At 61.7% G+C, this 18165-nt stretch carries 19 protein-coding genes; 15 read left to right on the top strand and 4 right to left on the bottom strand.

The annotated features are described in order from the left end of the window. Positions 1–124: 124 nt before the first annotated feature. Positions 125–1672, bottom strand: coding sequence for a dihydrolipoyl dehydrogenase (lpdA, locus tag KF757_05985; protein MBX3322522.1), 1548 nt, complete (start codon positions 1670–1672; stop codon positions 125–127). Between the two features lie 253 nt (positions 1673–1925). On the opposite strand from lpdA, the gene KF757_05990 reads away from it, so the two are divergent. Further along, a complete protein-coding gene (locus KF757_05990) occupies positions 1926–3764 on the top strand; it encodes a hypothetical protein (GenBank protein ID MBX3322523.1) in 1839 nt (612 codons plus the stop codon). 104 nt (positions 3765–3868) lie between these two features. Here the strand turns inward: KF757_05990 and KF757_05995 are convergent, their stop codons facing one another. The 3 genes from KF757_05995 to KF757_06005 all read right to left on the bottom strand — a co-directional run bounded on the left by KF757_05995 (position 3869) and on the right by KF757_06005 (position 7232). Next, positions 3869–5197, bottom strand: a complete 1329-nt coding sequence (locus KF757_05995; protein ID MBX3322524.1) for a beta-ketoacyl-[acyl-carrier-protein] synthase family protein — start codon at positions 5195–5197, stop codon at positions 3869–3871. A gap of 12 nt (positions 5198–5209) precedes the next feature. Continuing rightward, positions 5210–5665, bottom strand: a complete 456-nt coding sequence (locus KF757_06000) for a GxxExxY protein (protein MBX3322525.1) — start codon at positions 5663–5665, stop codon at positions 5210–5212. A 208-nt stretch (positions 5666–5873) separates the two neighbouring features. Continuing rightward, entirely contained in the window at positions 5874–7232 is a 1359-nt protein-coding gene (locus tag KF757_06005; protein MBX3322526.1) for a hypothetical protein, read from the bottom strand. Between the two features lie 96 nt (positions 7233–7328). On the opposite strand from KF757_06005, the gene KF757_06010 reads away from it, so the two are divergent. The 14 genes from KF757_06010 (at position 7329) to KF757_06075 (ending at position 18136) form a co-directional block, all read left to right on the top strand. After that, entirely contained in the window at positions 7329–7838 is a 510-nt protein-coding gene (locus KF757_06010) for a hypothetical protein (GenBank protein MBX3322527.1), read from the top strand. Between the two features lie 25 nt (positions 7839–7863). Next, positions 7864–8268, top strand: coding sequence for a ribonuclease P protein component (gene rnpA, locus KF757_06015; protein MBX3322528.1), 405 nt, complete (start codon positions 7864–7866; stop codon positions 8266–8268). After that, positions 8207–8638, top strand: coding sequence for a membrane protein insertion efficiency factor YidD (gene yidD, locus KF757_06020; protein MBX3322529.1), 432 nt, complete (start codon positions 8207–8209; stop codon positions 8636–8638). The genes rnpA and yidD overlap by 62 nt, the downstream gene beginning before the upstream one ends. After that, on the top strand, positions 8635–9240 hold the full coding sequence (locus KF757_06025) for a TetR/AcrR family transcriptional regulator (protein MBX3322530.1): 606 nt from the start codon (positions 8635–8637) through the stop codon (positions 9238–9240). The genes yidD and KF757_06025 overlap by 4 nt, the downstream gene beginning before the upstream one ends. Then, on the top strand, positions 9241–10395 hold the full coding sequence (locus KF757_06030) for a cysteine desulfurase (protein ID MBX3322531.1): 1155 nt from the start codon (positions 9241–9243) through the stop codon (positions 10393–10395). It abuts the gene before it with no gap. Between the two features lie 44 nt (positions 10396–10439). Then, the gene (locus tag KF757_06035) at positions 10440–11213 is read left to right on the top strand and encodes a DUF4190 domain-containing protein (GenBank protein MBX3322532.1); all 774 of its coding nucleotides are present in this window, start codon (positions 10440–10442) and stop codon (positions 11211–11213) included. Positions 11214–11262: 49 nt separating this feature from the next. After that, a complete protein-coding gene (locus KF757_06040; GenBank protein ID MBX3322533.1) occupies positions 11263–12165 on the top strand; it encodes an ATP-binding cassette domain-containing protein in 903 nt (300 codons plus the stop codon). A 36-nt stretch (positions 12166–12201) separates the two neighbouring features. Next, positions 12202–13548, top strand: a complete 1347-nt coding sequence (locus KF757_06045) for a hypothetical protein (GenBank protein ID MBX3322534.1) — start codon at positions 12202–12204, stop codon at positions 13546–13548. Between the two features lie 26 nt (positions 13549–13574). Continuing rightward, positions 13575–14180, top strand: a complete 606-nt coding sequence (locus KF757_06050; protein ID MBX3322535.1) for an HYExAFE family protein — start codon at positions 13575–13577, stop codon at positions 14178–14180. Between the two features lie 65 nt (positions 14181–14245). Further along, the gene (locus tag KF757_06055; GenBank protein MBX3322536.1) at positions 14246–14479 is read left to right on the top strand and encodes a hypothetical protein; all 234 of its coding nucleotides are present in this window, start codon (positions 14246–14248) and stop codon (positions 14477–14479) included. Positions 14480–14509: 30 nt separating this feature from the next. Then, complete coding sequence (locus KF757_06060) at positions 14510–14800, top strand: hypothetical protein (GenBank protein ID MBX3322537.1); 291 nt, start codon at positions 14510–14512, stop codon at positions 14798–14800. A 21-nt stretch (positions 14801–14821) separates the two neighbouring features. Continuing rightward, on the top strand, positions 14822–15136 hold the full coding sequence (locus KF757_06065) for a hypothetical protein (protein ID MBX3322538.1): 315 nt from the start codon (positions 14822–14824) through the stop codon (positions 15134–15136). 36 nt (positions 15137–15172) lie between these two features. Continuing rightward, a complete protein-coding gene (locus tag KF757_06070; protein ID MBX3322539.1) occupies positions 15173–16477 on the top strand; it encodes a hypothetical protein in 1305 nt (434 codons plus the stop codon). Positions 16478–16495: 18 nt separating this feature from the next. Further along, a complete protein-coding gene (locus tag KF757_06075; GenBank protein ID MBX3322540.1) occupies positions 16496–18136 on the top strand; it encodes a hypothetical protein in 1641 nt (546 codons plus the stop codon). Positions 18137–18165: the final 29 nt, after the last annotated feature.

Consider the following 18165-nt stretch of genomic DNA (forward strand, 5'->3'; position numbering starts at 1 on the left):
CCGACCCGATTCCGGTGTTGTTACAAAGTTCTGTATTCCGCGAATCGCACTATCGCCACTCGAACCGCAACGCAGTCTCGCTGGTTCTATCCAGCAGCCTTGCATCCACGGTCAAAGCGTGCGGTCATCCGTGAATCAGTCGCCCTTCAGCTGCGAGCGCCGCCTCGTGCACCGCCTCGTGCATCGTCGGATGTGCGTGGACCGTTGCAATGAGTTCCTCGGTCGTGGCTTCGAGTCGGCGCGCCAGCGTCAGTTCTGCGATGAGTTCAGTCGCCTGATCGCCCATGATGTGTGCACCAAGAATTTCCCCGCGAGGCAATCCACGAATGATCTTGACAAACCCATCGGTGTGAGCCGCCGCGATGGCTTTGCCGTGTGCCTGGAAATTGTACTTGCCGACTTCGTAGTCTTCGCCCTTCTTAAGCCCCTGAGCCTTGAGCGCCTGCTCGGTGAAACCAACGCTGGCGACTTGTGGCTGGCAATATGTACACCCGGGAATGACGGAGTAATCCATCGGAATCGGCTCGTGCTTTTCCTTGCCGTCGCGCCAGGCAATACGCTCGATACAGAGGATCGCCTCTTCGCTTGCAACGTGCGCCAGCCAGGGCGGACCGATGACATCGCCGATGGCATAAACACCTTCGAGATTGGTCTTGTAGTCGATGTGCTTGGGGTCGCCATACACACCGGGGACATAATCGGTCTTGATGTGCCCCTTGTGGGTCTCGAGTCCGAGCTTGTCATCGAATAACCCGTCGTAGCGGCCTCCGACTCCAATCGCCAGCAGAATCCGGTCGGCTTCGAGCGTTTCCTTCTTGCTCTCGTCGGGCTTGCCATCTTTCATCGGCGCGATCGTGACCTTCACGGTCTTGCTCTTGGCATCGACACCGACCGCCGTCGAACCAAGTTTGAACTCCACGCCCGCCTTCTTGTAATGCTTGAGCATGGCAGCTGAAACTTCTTCGTCCTCGACCGGCAGAATGCGGTCCATCATCTCGATGACCGTGACCTTGGTGCCGAAGGAGTGGTAGAAGTAACCAAACTCCATGCCGATCGCACCCGAGCCGACGACGATCAGGCTGGCGGGCTTTTCCTTGTTGTACATGGCCTCGCGCGCACCCCAGATCTTCGGATCCGTGCCGAACTTGGCAAAAGGAAGATCGCGCGCGACCGAGCCCGTCGCGATCAGAACGTTGGTCGCTGTAATCGTCTCGCGCGGCTTGTCTGCCGGCCTGGCGGGCGCATCGGTCCGCTCTTCCTGCACCTGACAATCATAAATCTCGACCGCGCATGGCTCCTTGCCCTTGCGCGCACGCACAATCTTGGCCGACCCGACGATGTGATCGACCTTGTTCTTCTTGAGCAGAAACTCGATACCCTTGTTGAGTTTTTCCGCCACCCCTCGACTGCGCGAGATCACCTTGTCCCACTCAAACTTGATCTCGCCTTCGATCTTGAGGCCCCAGAAATCACCGTGATTGAGTTTCTCCATCAGTTCGGCGTTCGAGAGCAGGGCTTTGGACGGAATGCACCCCCAGTTCAGACACACCCCTCCAAGTTTGGCCCGCTCAACACACGCGACCTTGTACCCAAGTTGAGCCGCCCGAATCGCGCCGACATACCCGCCGGGACCGCCGCCGATGACCACAAAGTCGTAGTGCTTGTTTGCCACGTTGAGTGTTCCTGCTCAGAGAGTGCCTGACCCGAATCTCGAAGCCCAAACTCGAGGTTCGTGGGCACTATAGGAAGTCCACCCCTCGCCCCGCCGGGTCAGGGCTATCGGACTCGCGCAATCCTCGTTCCAAGGCAAACACTTCACATGATGACAAACCAAAAAAGTCTTGTGCCATTGTGCAGAATCGGATATCGTAGATGGTCGATATCGGAGCTGTAGAGCGATTGGTTTTTTGATCGGGGAGAAGTTCGTGATCTCAAGAAAATCGTTGAAGCGAGAAGGGCTGTGGGTCTTAGTGCTTGGCGCAGGAATCGCGGCCATTGGCATCGGGATGCCCGCGCCGACCACCATTGAAGACTTCTTCGGCCCCGGCACCCAGCCCTCGACCATGCTCGACCCCATCCTGACCGCTCAGGCGTGCTCGTTCTGCCACGGCAACTACAACGAGACTCACGAGCCATACCGACCCTGGGCTGCCAGCATGATGGGCCAAGCCGCCCGCGATCCGTTGTTCCATGCCTGCCTCGCAATCGCTGAGCAGGATGCCCCAGGCTCGGGCGACATGTGTATTCGCTGCCACGCACCCGCAGGCTGGCTCGATGGTCGAAGCATCCCGACCGACGGCTCGTCACTCATCGGTGCCGACTTCGAAGGCGTCTCCTGCAACTTCTGCCACCGCATGGTCGATCCCGACTACAAGCCCGGTGTCAGCCCCATCGAGGACGTCGAGATTCTCGGCGCTCTTTCACCGCTTCCCCCGGCAAGCGCACACTCGGGCCAGTACGTCATGGACCCGTGGGATGTCCGCCGCGGCCCGCGCGACCTCGGGCCCAAGTTCTTCTTTCACCCCTGGCTTCAGTCGCCGTTCCACCAAAGCGCGTCAATGTGCGCCACATGCCACGATGTCTCGAACCCCGTCTATGAACGCCAGCCCGACGGCAAGTACCTCCCCGGCCAGTGGAACGCCCCGGCTGCGAGTTTTGAAAAGTACGACCAGTTCCCGCTGGAACGAACCTATAGCGAATGGCTCATGAGTTCATTCGCCTCGGGCCCTATCGACATGGGCGGACGCTTTGGCGGCAACAACCCCAATGTGAGCACCTGCCAGGATTGCCACATGCCCACGACCACAGGCCGGGGTTGCACCTTCGAGGACTTCCCCGAACGCAACGATCTGCGCCAGCACTTCTTCAACGGCGGCAACACCTGGGTGCTCCAGGCTGTCCGCAACCTTTACCCTGACTTCGAAACCGGCCTGACGCAAGAGTCAGTCAACGACTCCATCGCCCGGGCGGTCGACATGCTTCGCAATGCCTCAGATATGGAGCTCTTTGATGGCGGTTCGACGGTGCGCGTCCGCATCACTAACGAATCGGGCCACAAACTCCCGACGGGCTACCCCGAAGGTCGGCGCATGTGGCTCAACGTCAAGTTCTTCGACAGCAAGGACAATCTGCTCGTCGAACACGGCTCGTATGACTACGACACCGCCATCCTCACAACCGGAAACACCAAGGTCTATGAAGCCAAACTCGGGATCAGCCCCGAAGTCGCCCCGCTGTTCGACAAGGAACCCGGCGAGAGTTTCCACTTCGTCCTGAACAACATGTATGTCAAGGACAACCGCATCCCGCCGCGCGGGTTCACGAACGCCGGCTTCGAGGCCATTCAGGCCGCCCCGGTCGCATACTCCTACGCCGACGGGCAGCATTGGGATGACACCGACTTCACGATCCCCCAAGGTGCTGCACGCGTCGAAGCCCGGCTCTTCTATCAGACAGCATCCAAGGAATACATCGACTTCCTGCGATCCGAAAACAAGACCAACAATGCTGGCGAGGTCGCGTACGAACAATGGCTCGTGACCGGCAAGAGTGCCCCCGTCGAGATGGACTTTGCATCGCTCGAAATCGCCCAGCCCTGCCTCGGCGATTTCAACGGCGACGGCGATGTCAACTTCTTCGACGTTCAGGCCTTCCTCGGTGCATTCTCCGCCAATCATCCCTCAGCCGACCTGAACAACGACGGGCTCTACAACTTCTTCGATGTGCAGATCTTCCTCCAGGCGTTCAGCGACGGCTGCCCCTGAACGATTCCCGCTCGCCTGCTTCGCTTCTGTCGTACCACAAACCCGCTCGCAACTGCGAGCGGGTTTTTTCTTGCAGTCGAAGGCGCTCACTCGAGATGTCGCGCTCAAGCCGTGAATCGACGCACGCAGATGGTGTCGTTCTGTCCGCCAAACCCGAAGGAGTTTGAAAGACACACATCAACGCCGCCCACCGGGTTCATGTCGCGCGCAACGTTGGCAACGTGATCAAGATCACACTCGGGGTCTGCTGTGTGCAAGTTGATCGTCGGCGGGACGCGCCCTGTTTCGATCGCCTTGACACACGTCATCAACTCGACCGCCCCCGCCGCCTGTATCAAATGCCCGAGCATGCTCTTGACCGAACTGAACGGAACCTCAGGCGCTAGCGTACCAAAAACGCCCTTGACCGCAGTCGTCTCGATCCCGTCGTTCTCCGGCGTTCCCGTGCCGTGGGCGCTGATGTACTGCACAGGGGCTCGCCCGCGTGCGTCACGCTGCTTCGGGTCGATGCCCGCCTGCGCCAGCGCGCGGTTCATCGCCACCTGCGCCCCCTGCCCCTGCGGCTGAATGTCCGTAATGCGAAACGCGTCGGCCGACGAACCAAACCCCGCGACTTCGGCCAGTGGCTTGGCCCCGCGCGCCAGCGCGTGTTCCAATTCCTCGAGTACGATCATGCCCGCGCCTTCGCCCATGACAAAACCTTCACGAGTCTGATCGAACGGGCGTGATGCAGTCATCGGCTCCTCACGCCGCGTGCTCATCGCTGTCAGCCTGATGAACCCGGTCATGCCCAGCGGGTGAATCATCGAATGCGAGCCGCCCGCGAGCATCACTTCCGCATCGCCGCGACGGATCGTTTCGAATGCTTCCCCAACCGCCTGCGTGCTGGCTGCGCACGCCGTCATGCAGTTGAACGCCGGCCCACGACACCCAAATGCGTGCGCCAGATACGACAAGGCAACGTGAGGCTCCTGCTCGATCTCGCGCCGAGCAGTCAATCGCTGACGTGCGCTGGCCATCCATCGCTGGCCGTCAATGCGCTCGCCCGTCCACCCTGCCAGGTGCGCCGCCACAAAATTGTCAAAGTCGAGGCTGCCCTCGCCACACCCGAGGTACAACCCGAATCGCCGCGCATCGATGTTGTCCATCGTGCCCAGCCCCGCCTGTGCAATCGCCCGGCTCGCTGCGCCAAGCGCAAACTGAATCCCCAGCCCCGATCCGACAAACGGGCCAGAGCGCTCCCCCATCACCTCGGCCAGCGAAAACCCGCGCACCTCGGCTGCAAAACTCGTCGCAAATGTGCGCGCGTCGTACCGCTGCACCGGACCCACCGCGCTCTGAGCAGCAAGCAGGCGCGACCACACCGCATCCACATCAAACCCCAGAGGCGTCACCCACCCCATGCCCGTGATGACAACGCGCCGAGCGCTCATCGTGCTGCCCGATCATTCGCTCTCTTCGTCATCATCCTCATACTCATCGTCGTCCTCGTACTCATCGTCGTCCTCGTACTCCTCATCGCCTTCCTGCTCAGCCCGCATCGCTGCAAGCTTGTCGGGATTCAGCACCCGCACGAGTCCGTCCTTGAGCCTCCGCTCGCCAAAGTTGATAATCAGCCCAAGTTCCACGTCCGCTGCCCGCAACTGCGCCCGCAGTTCCGTGCGCTCGTGTGCGCGCACATCGCGCTGGTCGGCCATGATCTTGACGAGAAATCTCTTGCCGACGTACACGTCGGCCCGCGCCTGCCCGACGACATGATCCCCGAAACGCACATCAAACCCATGATCGACGCTGAACTCGATGCCTTCGGTCTTGAGCGCGTGGTTCAGCGCATTGGCATACAGATCTCGCGCGAACCCAGGCCCAAGAGCCTTGTGCACTTCGATCGCGCACCCGATCACGCGCCGACTCAACTCCGTGAGGTTCGGATCCAGCTCCGAAAGTGGTGTACCGTGTGAGCCTTCATCATGGCGACGTCCCCCACCCCGCCGGGGATCGTGACGTCCTCTGTTGTCGTGTCTGCGGTTGTCGTGGCGCCGATCGTCGCGCGAATCCGAGTAGTGTGGCACAGTGAAGTCTCCTGAACATGAAGAAAGTGTCTGTCGTGTATCATAAGGACGAAAGGATCAACGCCGCGTTCTGTCCCCCAAGCGCCGGGGCGCACACGAGAACATGCCCAAGTTGTGCCGATCGAGCAGGTGCACGGCCGGCATCCAGTCCATCCGCAACTGCCCCGCTCTGGATCCGTGCAGACAGCGCCTGATGTCTGATCGCCAGAGCCGCTGCCGCTGCCATCAAACCGCCCTGACCGGCTGAGCAGTTTCCCAGATTCGGCGTGATGGTCAGGAGCGGTATCGACCCGAGCCGAGGCCCGAACACTTCGCGCAGCGCCCCCGCTTCGCGTGTGTCCAGATCGCGCACTCCGAGTCCAAGAGGCACGATCGCATCGATATCGCTGGTCGAGAGCCCCGCATCGCGCAGGGCCGACTCGATCGCGTCGACCAGACCCCGATCCACGTTCGTCTCTTCGGGCTCCCACACACCGGTCGGGAGCAGCGCCGAACGCGTCTGGGCCGCCCCGAACCCGCTGATGCGTGCATACGCCTGCGCACCACGCGCCCGGGCATGTTCGCGCTCTTCGACGATCAGAACCGCGCCTGCCTCGCCAAGGACACCACCGACCGATTCGGGCGAATATGGCCGAACCACGCGCGTGCCATCCGTCTCGGAGGTGTGGGCAATCCGTCCAGCCAGGTCCATGCGCGTCATCGCCATGTAGTTCAGTTTCGATTCTGCGCCGCCACTGAAGCACGCGTCAGCGTCGCCGCGCTGTATCACCCGCATCGACTCTCCGATGCTCAGCAGGCCGCTGGCCTCGGCGCAGGTGATTGTGTTGCTCGGACCTTCAGCCCCATGCAGAATCGTGACATGGCACGCCAGCATGTTCGGAAGGTACTTGAGTAACCAAAGCGGCGGAAGATGGTTCATGCCCCCATCGCCGGCACCCGACCCATCGAGAGCCTCAGCTGTACCCCAGGCCCGCAGACTGAACTCGCCCGAATCGTCAAGAGACTTGCTGAACGCCTGCCCAAGTTCATCAGCCTCGGCCGCGATCAATCCCGCACCGATCTGGCACCCCAATCTGGGTGATGCAAGAGTCGGATTTTCCGCACCCTCAGCCCGCGTCACCAGTCCGGCATCCGCCACTGCCAGCGACGCCGCGGTCACCGCCAGCGCCGTGTCGCGCGCCATGACCTTGGTGGCCTTGCGATAATGCTTGGGTAGAAAGTCACGCACTTCAAACGGCGCGCTCTCGCCACCCAGCCGGCACGGCATCGAATCCGCATCCACCCGTTGCAACTCCCGCAGCGCGCAGATACCCTCGACAAGCCCGTTCCAGAACTCATCCTTACCCAGCCCGAGGGCGCAGATCGTTCCGATACCACTGATGACAACTTCACGACGCATCAAGTCCCAAGTCTACCGGCCTCGAACCCCCCATGTCGCCTTGGCGTCTACCCCTAGTCGTGCACTCGCCAGACTCTGGCCGATGAGATTCACAGCGTGACCTCTCAGGAACACACACCTCTCCGTTCCCTCTTCGGCCCGTTCGATCCGGGATGGCTGTACCTGCTCGCAGGTCTGGGATTGCTCTCGGCCTCAGCTCTTATCCCCGCCCAGAAAGACCTCGCCGACGCCCGCTGGCGCCGCGATACAGCCCTTCAACTCGAGCAACATCGCCTCGATCGCCTTGAACGGTACCACGCCTACCGCGATTCCCTCAAACAGGGTGATCCGAACCTGACACAAAGCCTTGCAGCCTCTCAACTCGGTTTGGTCCCGTCAGGACAAACCCCACTGACATCCGCTTCGATGCCCGCACTCCGGCATGCGTCGATTTTTCATGAGCTCGAGCCGCCGCCCATCGAAGTTGTCACCCCCACATCAAGGGTGTCGATGCTTCAGCGTCTTGTGACCGCTCGCGATTCGCGACTGTGGATTATTGCTGCAGCTGCGATTTGCCTGCTTTTCGGGGCCTTGCCACGGTCGGGCAGTCAGGCCGATGACGCCTGAGGATGTCGGGCTGTACGATCACAGGATGGCACTTTTTGCCCCATTCAGACCTCGGCATCGGCTCAGCCACGCGCGCGAGTTTCGGGCGGTCTATGACACACGGCTCAAAAAACCCCGGGGACCGCTCATCGTCTGGGCGTGTGCGACCGAACACCGCGAGCACCGTCTGGGGCTCTCGATCGGCCGACGGGTCGGACCTGCTGTCGCGCGGAACGCGGTCAAGCGCCGCTTACGAGAGGCCTTTCGTCTGTCGCAAGCCGAGTTTCCCATCCCCCCGGACGGCGGGGGGTACGATCTTGTAGTCGGAGCCCAGCCCCACGATCTGCTCACCATGCAGGCCTATCGCGTCCTGCTCCTTGAGGCTGTTCATGCACTGCACCGGGAACACTGCCGACGCCAGCGACGAACATCCGACTCAGGGCAAACCTGACGCGGCAACAGCACCCCCAAAACCGGTCATTGGTGTGCGTCGTGTCTTGATTTGGCCTTTTGTGGCGGTGATTTTTGCGTATCGTGCGACGCTGTCGCCGTTCGTTGGCAGGCAATGTCGATTTCACCCGACATGCTCGCTCTACGCCTTGGACGCTTACCGGCGTCACGGCGCTTGGATCGGCACGACCCTGACTTTCAAGCGCGTGTTGAGGTGCCATCCCTTTTCGAGGGGTGGGTACGACCCGGTGCCGATCGATCGACCAGAGCGTACCAAGGGGCGTTCGTCCCCTACAGTCAGGCTTGCCGATGATGGCATGGCGCATCCTTCTCTTCATGATACGCGCACCGTCGAAGGGCCATCCTCATGAGCCGACTTCCAGCCGCCAAGCGGCGCGAACAACTGCTCGACTGCGCTGCAGAACTCTTTGCAGCCCAAGGTTATGCGCGCGCGACAACCGCTCAGTTGGCCAAGTCTGCGGGCGTGACCGAGCCGATCATCTACCGCCACTTCAAATCCAAGCGGGACCTGTTCGTTGCCCTGATCGAGCGTACGGGCAAACGCACGCTGACGCGCTGGGAGCAGGATCTGGAGGGTGCAGACGATCCTGGCGAGCGTCTGCGTCGTCTGATTGGCGACAATCCGATGGTGGCTGAGGGTGGGCGCGAGGCGTATCGGGTGTTTCTACAGGCCATCAGCGAGGTGGATGACGACATGATTCAGGCTGCGATCGCGCGCCATATCGCCAGTGTGCACACATTCCTTGAGAAGGAGATTGTGCGCGCGCAGGAAGCTCATCGCGTCACGAATAAGTACACGGCGGAAGTGCTAGCCTGGCTGATGATCAACATCGGGATGGGCTACGGCGTGCTTTCGGCCATGAAGATCCGCAACCACGGCATTGACGCCAGCGGGACACACGTGCAGGAGGTTCTGTCGCGTGTGCTGGTCGGACGCCCGCCGGAGAAGTAGGTGCACCGGCCGTTGATCTATCTCGATAACAATGCCACCACGCGCCCGAGTGAGTCTGTGTGCGCCGCTGTGCAGCGCGCCTGCTCCGAACTCTGGGCCAACCCATCGAGCGTGCACCGCGAGGGTCAGCGTGTGCGGGCTGCGGTCGAGCTGGCGCGGGCCGAGGTTGCTGCCCTGATCGGGGCCGAGCCGAAAGAGTTGACGTTCACCTCGGGCGGGACAGAATCGATCCACCTTGCCTTGCGTGGGGTGTTGGCGACATCCAAGACGCCGGTGCTGGCCACGACCGCGATTGAACATGCCGCCATTCGCGATCTGGCAGCCCAACTCGAGAAGTACGGCGGGGTGCAAGTCCACTGGTTGCCTCTCAAGCCGGGCGGCCTGATCGACCTCGACGCGGCGGCACCGTTGATCGCATCGGCCACGCTCGTGAGCGTGCAGTGGGCGAACAACGAAACGGGTGTGATTCAACCCGTTGGGGAGATAGCCACCCTCTGCCAGAGCGCTGGGGTTCCATTTCATTGCGATGCGACGCAATGGGTCGGGCGGATGCCGCTGGATTTGAATGCTTCGCCATCCGTCGGTGTCGATCTGATGACCTTTTCTGCCCACAAGTTTCATGGGCCCAAGGGGGTCGGGGCGTTGTGGGTGCGCAAAGGGCTGGGCGTGCGGCCGACGATGCCCGGATCGCACGAATTGGGTCGGCGCGGGGGCACTGAAAACGTGCCCGGCATTCTGGGCATGGGTGCGGCTGCGATCGAAGCGGGACAGTGGCTGGCTCGGCCCGGGGAGCGTGACCGGCTCGCGGGCATGCGCGACCGCTTTGAAACTAAAATCGAGTCACGGTGCCCGTCGGCCGCGATCAACGCCCCGCCCGGGCGCGCGCCACGACTGTGGAATACCACCAATATCGGGTTCTCGCGACTGGAAGCCGAGGCCTTGTTGATGCTCCTGAGCGAGCGCGGGGTGTGTGCTTCGGCCGGGGCGGCGTGCTCGTCGGGCTCGCTGGATCCGTCGCCGGTGCTGCTGGCGATGGGGGTGAGGCCGGAGGTGGCCCATGGGTCGATCCGTATGAGTCTGTCGCGTGAAACGACGCCCGAGGAACTGGATCGGGCAGTCGAGATCATCGTTGAGGCTGTCGAGCGTCTGACATAGGGTGGATCGTGGCACGCGAGCGGGGATTGGTGTACCCTCTTCGCATGACACAAATTCCTTATGTCTCGGATCCGTACGGACACGATCACCTGTCCGAGCCGCCGCGCACGAGTCTGATGGCGATCATTTCGATGGTGCTGAGTCTGATCGGGTGCTGTCTGCCGATCGGGTTTCTCGGAGCGATTCTCGGCGTGTTTTCGCTGGTGGGGATCAGTTCATCGAGAGGACGGGTCACGGGCAAAGGATTTGCTGTGGCGGGCATCATCATTGGTGTGATCAACACCGCCATACTGGTCAGCGCGTTCGTCGCCGCGGAGAAGGGGTTCAAGGCGTACATGGGCATCACCGAGCCGATCTATCTCAATCTTGAGGCTGGCGACTTCGACAGCGTGCGTTTGGCACTGTCAGGCGCGAGCGCAACGACGACAGATGAACAGTTCATTGCATTCCGCGATGCCTATCAGGCGGAGCTTGGGTCGTTCAGTCGCATGCCGAGCGGGTGGTTCGAATTGATGACCAACTTTGTAGGGCCTGAGATTGGGCCAAACGTGGGTGTGTTCCAGGGTCGCAATGACATGATCCCCACGCCGGCGCACTTTGATCAGGGTGTTGCGCTGCTGATCTTCCAGTTCAATCCGGCACAGACCAGCGGTGGGCCGCCGCTCTTTGTGGATCTGTTCGTCGTGCTTCCTGACGGGACTGAGATTTTGTTGTCGGACTTTGCCTCGGTGTCGGCGGTGCCGCCAGCCGTGCCTGCAGTTCCGGCGCCTGTCGATCCAGCGCAACCGGACGAACCTGAGATGGATGACGAGGGTTGAGCGGAATGCCGGCTCTGGAGGTTCGTTTGATCTTGATACTCGCTTGAGCATGCCTGCAACAGAGGAACAACCCGCGATTCGTCTGCGCAACATCGTCAAGCGTTTCGGCGACCAGACCGTGCTTGACGGCATCAATCTCGACGTACGCCGGGGCGAGACGATGGTTGTCATGGGGGGCTCGGGCTCGGGCAAGAGCACGACGCTGCGGCTGCTCATTGGAACATTCCTTCCTGATGAGGGCACGATCGAGATCCTCGGGAAGAACGTCGGCACGATGAACGAAGAGGAATTCAACGAAGTGCGCAAGCGTTTCGGTATTCTTTTTCAGTCTGGCGCGTTGTTCAACTCGATGACCATCGCTGAGAACGTCGCGCTGCCGCTGCGCGAGCATACGGACCTGGATCCGGAGATCATCGACATCACGGTGAAGATCAAACTCGAGCTTGTGGGGCTGCGCGAACATGCGGAGAAGTTTCCGGCCCAGCTCTCGGGCGGGATGAAGAAGCGTGCGGGGCTGGCGCGCGCGATGGCGCTGGACCCGGAGATTCTCTTTTACGACGAGCCTTCGGCCGGGCTTGATCCCGTCACGAGCGCGCAGATCGACCAACTGATCGTTTCGCTCAGCCGCCAACTCGGGGTCACGAGCGTCGTAGTGACGCACGAAATGGACTCGGCGTTCACGATTGCCGACCGCATGGCCATGCTCGACAAGGGGCGCATGATCAAGATCGAGAGTCGCGACTGGTTCGCTCGGCTCCGCGATATGTCGAAGGATGAGGCCGCCCAGCTTGACGAAAATCACCGACTCATTCGCCAGTTCCTGCGGGGCGATGCCGAGGGCCCGATCACCGATCGTCGCAATGATCTGGGCTATGAAGCCGATTTGTTTGGTGCGAGCACTCCGCGGTTGTCGCCCGTCCCCAGTGTCGAACCCACGCGGGGCATCTCCTGACAGGAACAGACTTATGCAGAACATGAGGACAAACCGATGAGCGCCCGTACTGCCCAGCGCAACAACTTTTTAGCCGGACTCTTTCTTGTCCTCGGGCTGATCTTTGCTGTCGTGCTGAGTTTCTGGACATCGGACATCTTTGATCGCATCGGGTCGTTCCGGGTGTATGTGATCGACTTCTCGTTGCGCGACGGCGCGACGGGGCTTGAGAAGGGTTCGCCGGTGTTGCTTGGGGGCAAGTCGGTCGGGCGGGTCGAGCGCGTTGACTGGCTTCGAGAAGGACAGACACCCGATGGTCGCCAGATCGCCCGGTCGATCAGCGTCGAGGTCAAGGTTCGCACTGATGTCCCGCTGTATGACAATGCGCAGGCGTGGATCGAACGCCCGATCCTTGGCGGGCTTGCAGCGATCAACATCATCGATCCTGGCGGCCCGCACGACGGGAGCGCGCTGCTCGCGACCGGCGCGCGCATGGGTGGCAAACTCGCCCCGAGCCTGCTCGCGCAGGCGGGTTTCGGCCCTGAACAAGTCGAAGAGATGAAGTCGATCCTGCGCGAAGTCAATGCTGCTGCATCCGACATTGCCCAGATCACCGGCGCGATAGCACCGAATGCCGAATCGAACGTTTCGGATGTGTCGGCGATGCTTGCGTCCGCGAGGCGAACCATCGAAATGGCCGAACATGACTACCGCTCGCTCTGGTCGCCCAAGGTCACCGCGATGCTCGACAAGGGCGTCGAGATCAGCGAGGTGGCGCGCGAGATCGTCGATTCGGCGCTTGAAGGTGTGGGGGAGGCCCGCGGTGGCATCGAGGATGCGCGTGGCGTGATCCGCACTTCGCAGGAGATTCTTGACGATTCCCGCAGCAACATCGACACGATTCTGGCCAATATTGAAGATGCAACGCGCCACTTCAACGAGGTCACGCGCGAGGAGATCGACCAGACCATCGCACGCGGACGCGCAGCTGTAGACGACTTTGGTCAACTGGGTGACTCGCTCAATCTGCTTGTCAACGAGCAGAGGCCGCATATTCAGGCCACGATGACCAACGTGCGACTGGCCAGCCTCGACGCTCGGCTGTTCCTCGACGAGATCAAGGCTCAGCCCTGGCGCCTGCTGCGTCAGCCGAACAAGAAGGAACTGGAGCGAGAACTGCTGTATTCGAGTGCGCGGGCTTATGCAGGCGCGGTCAGCGACCTGCGGGCTGCCAGTGCCTCGCTTGACAGCATTTTGAGGCAAACCGAAACCGGCGGCACGCCCGTGCTTTCTCCCGAAGCCATTGCGTCGCTTCAGCAGCGGATCCACGATGCCTTTCAGACCTATCAGAGAGCGGAAAAAACCCTGCTCGACGCTATTATCCACCATGCCCCCGCGCCATGATGCGTGGAAGTTGTTAGGATGATGTCGTGGCACAACGCAGGCACCAGTACGAGCGAGCTTTCGAGGCGTACCTTCGCGCCCGCAAGATTCCGTACGTTGCTGTCAATGAGGCCAAGAAGGCGATTTTGCCTGATGGGACTCCGTTTCGCGTTGCCGGCGACAACGGCACGCAAACGCTCAAATCGTTCGATTTTGTCGTGTATGGCTCGACGACGAACCTGCTTGTAGAGATCAAGGGCCGCAGGCTTGGTGCAACACCCTCACGCGCGGGCACCTCGGCCCGGCTCGAATCGTGGGTCACGCTTGATGATGTCGAATCATTGAAGCTTTGGCAACAGTTTTTCGGGTTCGGGTTTGAAGCGGCGTTGGTGTTTGTCTACCAGTGCGAGCTCCAGCCGCCCGACGGGTTGTTTCAGGAGGTTTTTGAGCACGCGGGGAAGTGGTTCATGCTCCGTGCGATCTATCTGAACGCCTACGTTGAGCACATGCGAACCAGAAGTCCGCGGTGGCGTACTGTCCACCTGTCGGCGAGTGACTTTGAACGGTGCAGCCAGCCCTTCGGCCCGTCCCTCGTCGGGGCTGGGTCTGACGCGGGCCCGGAGGTTCCGGCGTTCGAGCCGCTGTCCGTGTAGACTCTCATTCGCGGATTTCGACCCGCCCGCCTCGCGCGGGCCTGCAGGATCAGGAAAGGAACAGCATGAAACGACCCGTCGGTACCTTGATCGCGATCGCCCTGACGTTTGGTGCTGTCGCCGCTTCGCACGCACCGGCGCAAATTGGCCAGCCTGCGCAGCCTCAGCAACTGCGCATCCCCAAGCCCGTCGGACAACCCAAGGCCACACCGATCATGACCATCTTGACGGCCATCCTCGTCGGGGGTGTTGTCGTGATCGCGACGCTGCTACCGAGCAAGCGTGGCCACCAGGATTGACACACACCTCACACCGACAAGGAGTCTCACATGAAATCGCAGAACAATCGTGGGCTTGTCGTGCTCAACCTTGCACTACTGGCCATTCTCGGAGCCGTCACGCTCGTTCCGCAGGCCACGGCCCAGAACGCCAATCGAGGCCGCGGCGAGTACACCATGGTCGCGGGCGATCTGGACACCGGCAGTTCCGAAGGCGTGTACATCATCGACTCGGTCAACGCCGAGATGATCGTGCTGCGCTGGAACAACTCACGCCGTGTCCTTGAAGGCATCGGGTTCAGAAGTCTTCAGGATGACAGCAAGGCTCCCATCCGCCGCTAAACGCGAGAAAGGAACTCAGGCATGGAACACACTCAACAGAAAGCTGCTCGCGTAACACTTTCGATCACCGCTGCGATCCTCGGAGGTCTGATCCTCCTTCAGACTGTCGGCATCCCCAGCGCATCGGCTCACATGGTCTCGAAGACCGGTGCCTACACCGGAATGACCGCCAATGGCGGCTCGACCGGCGAACTGCTCTTCGTCATTGACGATCGCAACGAAGACCTGCTCGTCTACTCGGTCCAACAGGCACGTTCGGTCGAACTCCGCGCTCGCGAGTCGCTGCCCGAACTCTTCTCGATCGCCCGCAACCAGGCTCTGGGCGTTCGGCCTTAGACCGGCCCCTTCCTCATTGATCTTTCTTGAAACCACATGCCCATCCTTCCGCTTCAACAGTTCGAAGATGATCTCCTGTCCGCGCAGGAAGAAGCTCGCGCCATCGCTGCACTTCGTCCGCCTACGACCATCGTCGTCCGCTTCGGCGTCATGGGCATGGTCGGTGAGTTTCCTTACAAGGGAGACTCCACGCCGGGGTGCGGCTCCAAAATAGTCGTCCGCACCCAGAGAGGCATCGAGATCGGCGACATGCTCACCACCACCTGCCAGAACTCGGGCTGCTCCAAGAGCATCTCGCGGCAGGAAATGCTCGAGTACATCGACCGCTCGGGCGGCCGGCAGTACCCGTTCTTCACCAATGGCCGGGTCATGCGCGTGGCCACTATCGAGGACATGAAGCGGCAGGAGGAACTCGACGCCTCGCGCAAGGCCCTGCGCGACACGGCTCGAGAAGTTGTGCGCAGGCTGGGGTTTGACATTAAGGTGGTCGATGTCGAGCCAATTCTCAGCGGCGATCGCATCACAGTGTACTACACCGGCGAAGCCCGCATCGACCCTCGCTCGCTGGTGGCTGAACTTTCCACTGCGTTCAAGGTCAAGATCGATCTGCGCCAGGTCGGGGCGCGCGACGAAGCGCGTCTGGTTGCTGACTACGAGCGCTGTGGACAGTACTGCTGCTGCAAGAACTTTCTTAAGGTTCTCAAGCCCATCAGCATGAAGGCGGCCAAGACGCAGAAAGCCACGCTTGACCCGCTCAAGATCAGTGGTCGTTGCGGCCGACTGATGTGCTGCCTGCGGTACGAAGAGCAGACCTACGAGGAACTGCGCAAGAACCTCCCTCGCCGCAAGACGCGTGTCGGAACGCCCGATGGCGATGGCATCGTCATCGATTCACAGATTCTCACGCAGCTCGTACTGGTCCGTCTCGACTCGGGCATCGATGTTGCCGTCCCGCTCGAAGAGCTCACTGAGCCAGGGCTCGAACAGGCACCGCCCAGGCCAGCCTCCCCGCCAGTGCGTGAGCCGCGCGTGCGGCCCATCAGCAGCAGCGGCAGCAGTGGTGCGCTCGCAGACCGTGTGCCCACAGCGGCCGAAGGCGATGCTTCGGCAACACCTGTGCGCAAAAAGAAGCGCCGTCGCCGCCGAAAGGTTGCAGGCGAGGATCAGCCGCTTGCGTCTGCCGAACCGCAAGCTCCGCGCGGCGATACTTCCCCCTCGGAGGATGGCCAGAGCGATCAGCCTCGCAAGAAGAAGCGGCGACGCCGCAAGCGTCGCCCCGGCGGTCCGGACTCGGGCCCTGCCTCGCCTGCCGATGATTCGTCCGACACGCCGCGCGATTGACCGCTCAGGAACTGCTGCATGACCGAAAGTGCTCCGCCCTCGTCAATCAAAGAAACCCTCACGTCGATCATGATCGCGTTTATCGTTGCGCTGATCTTTCGCGGGTTTGTTGTCGAGGGGTTTCAGATTCCTACCGGTTCGATGGCTCCCACACTACTGGGCGCCAATATCCGTTCGCACAGCGAGCTGGGCGGCTACAACTGGGCCAGTGAAGCCTGGTACCCGGAAGATCGCGGCCTGCCACCCGAGCGCCAGCAGCATGTCCATCCGACCGATCCCATGACCGGCGTCGAGATCGCGCCCGTCCGCCAGCGCATCCGCTCGGGCGATCGGGTGTTTGTCTTCAAGTACCTCGAACCCATGCACAGCCCGCAACGATGGGACGTGACTGTTTTCAAGGTTCCGATCCGCACGAGCGAGAACTACATCAAGCGTCTGGTCGGTATGCCCGGCGAGCAACTCGCGCTGGTCGATGGCGATGTGTTCACGCGCCCGCTCGATGCGTCTGGCAGCGGACCCGCGGGTTGGTCGCAATCCGATTGGTCGATCGTGCGCAAGCCCGAGCGTGTTCAGCGGGCTGTCTGGCAACCTGTCTTCGACAGTCAGTTTGCCCCGCGACAGAGTGCGACTTTCCGTTCGCCGGTGCGAGGCAGCACCTCGGGCTGGACGGGCCTCGATGCCGGGCCGAGTTATACCTTCGGCGGTTCGGGCCCGACGCGCCTGGATTGGCTCGACCGCGTCTTTCGGCTCGACGACTACAACTCCTACAACGAACTGCCAAACTTCGGCCAGCGCTGGGACCGCTCGGACCAGAATTCCTTCCCAGTGTCTGACCTGTCGGTTTCCTTCGGCATCGAGCCCGTAGACGCGGCACGCTCGGCCGCAGTGTTGATCGAGACGCGAGGCCATCGCTTTCGCGCGATGATCGAACGGGTCGGCGACGGTCGCGCGACGGCAAGCGTCGCGTTTCAGTCTATCGCGGACTCGAACGACGACTCCCCCTGGACCACTCTCGACTCGGCCGAGGTAGGAAGTGCGCTGGATTCGGGCCGCGTCACCAACGTCGATTTCTGGCATGTCGATCAGGCGCTGTGGTTGTGGGTTGACGGGCATCTGGTAGCGGGCGGACCGGAGCGCGGCGCGTATGAATGGGACATCGCCGAGCGACTGCGTAACAACACCGGCGAAGATCTGGCGGTGCGTCTGGACGCCGACACTTCGGGGAGCGTGCGGCTCATGGCTCCGTCGTTTTACAGCCCGCCCAGACTCGCGTGGGAGTTTGACGCTGGCTCGTTTGCGCTCCACCGGCTGGCGGTGAAGCGCGATCTGTTCTACCGCCCGACCGAGTTCCAGCGCACCAGTTGGATGGGCGAACCGAGCACGACCCCGGGCCGACCAGGGCTGGGCACGCACCCGGCCTCGCCGTTGATCCTCGGGTCCGATGAGTTCTTCTTCTGCGGCGATAACAGTGCCCGCAGCCTCGACGGGCGCTCGTGGGGCGCTGCGCACCCAGCGATGCACGAGAAATATCCCACGCCTCCCGGTGTCGTCCATCGCAACATGCTCATCGGGCGGGCGTTCGTGGTCTACCTGCCCGGACCCGAGCGGCACTTTGGCCTCCCGATCTTCGACTTCGGCCGCATGCGCTGGATCTGGTAGATGTTGGTGCCGGGGCGGTGCGCCCCGCT

The organism is Phycisphaeraceae bacterium, from assembly GCA_019636795.1.
Lineage (GTDB): Bacteria > Planctomycetota > Phycisphaerae > Phycisphaerales > UBA1924 > JAHBWW01.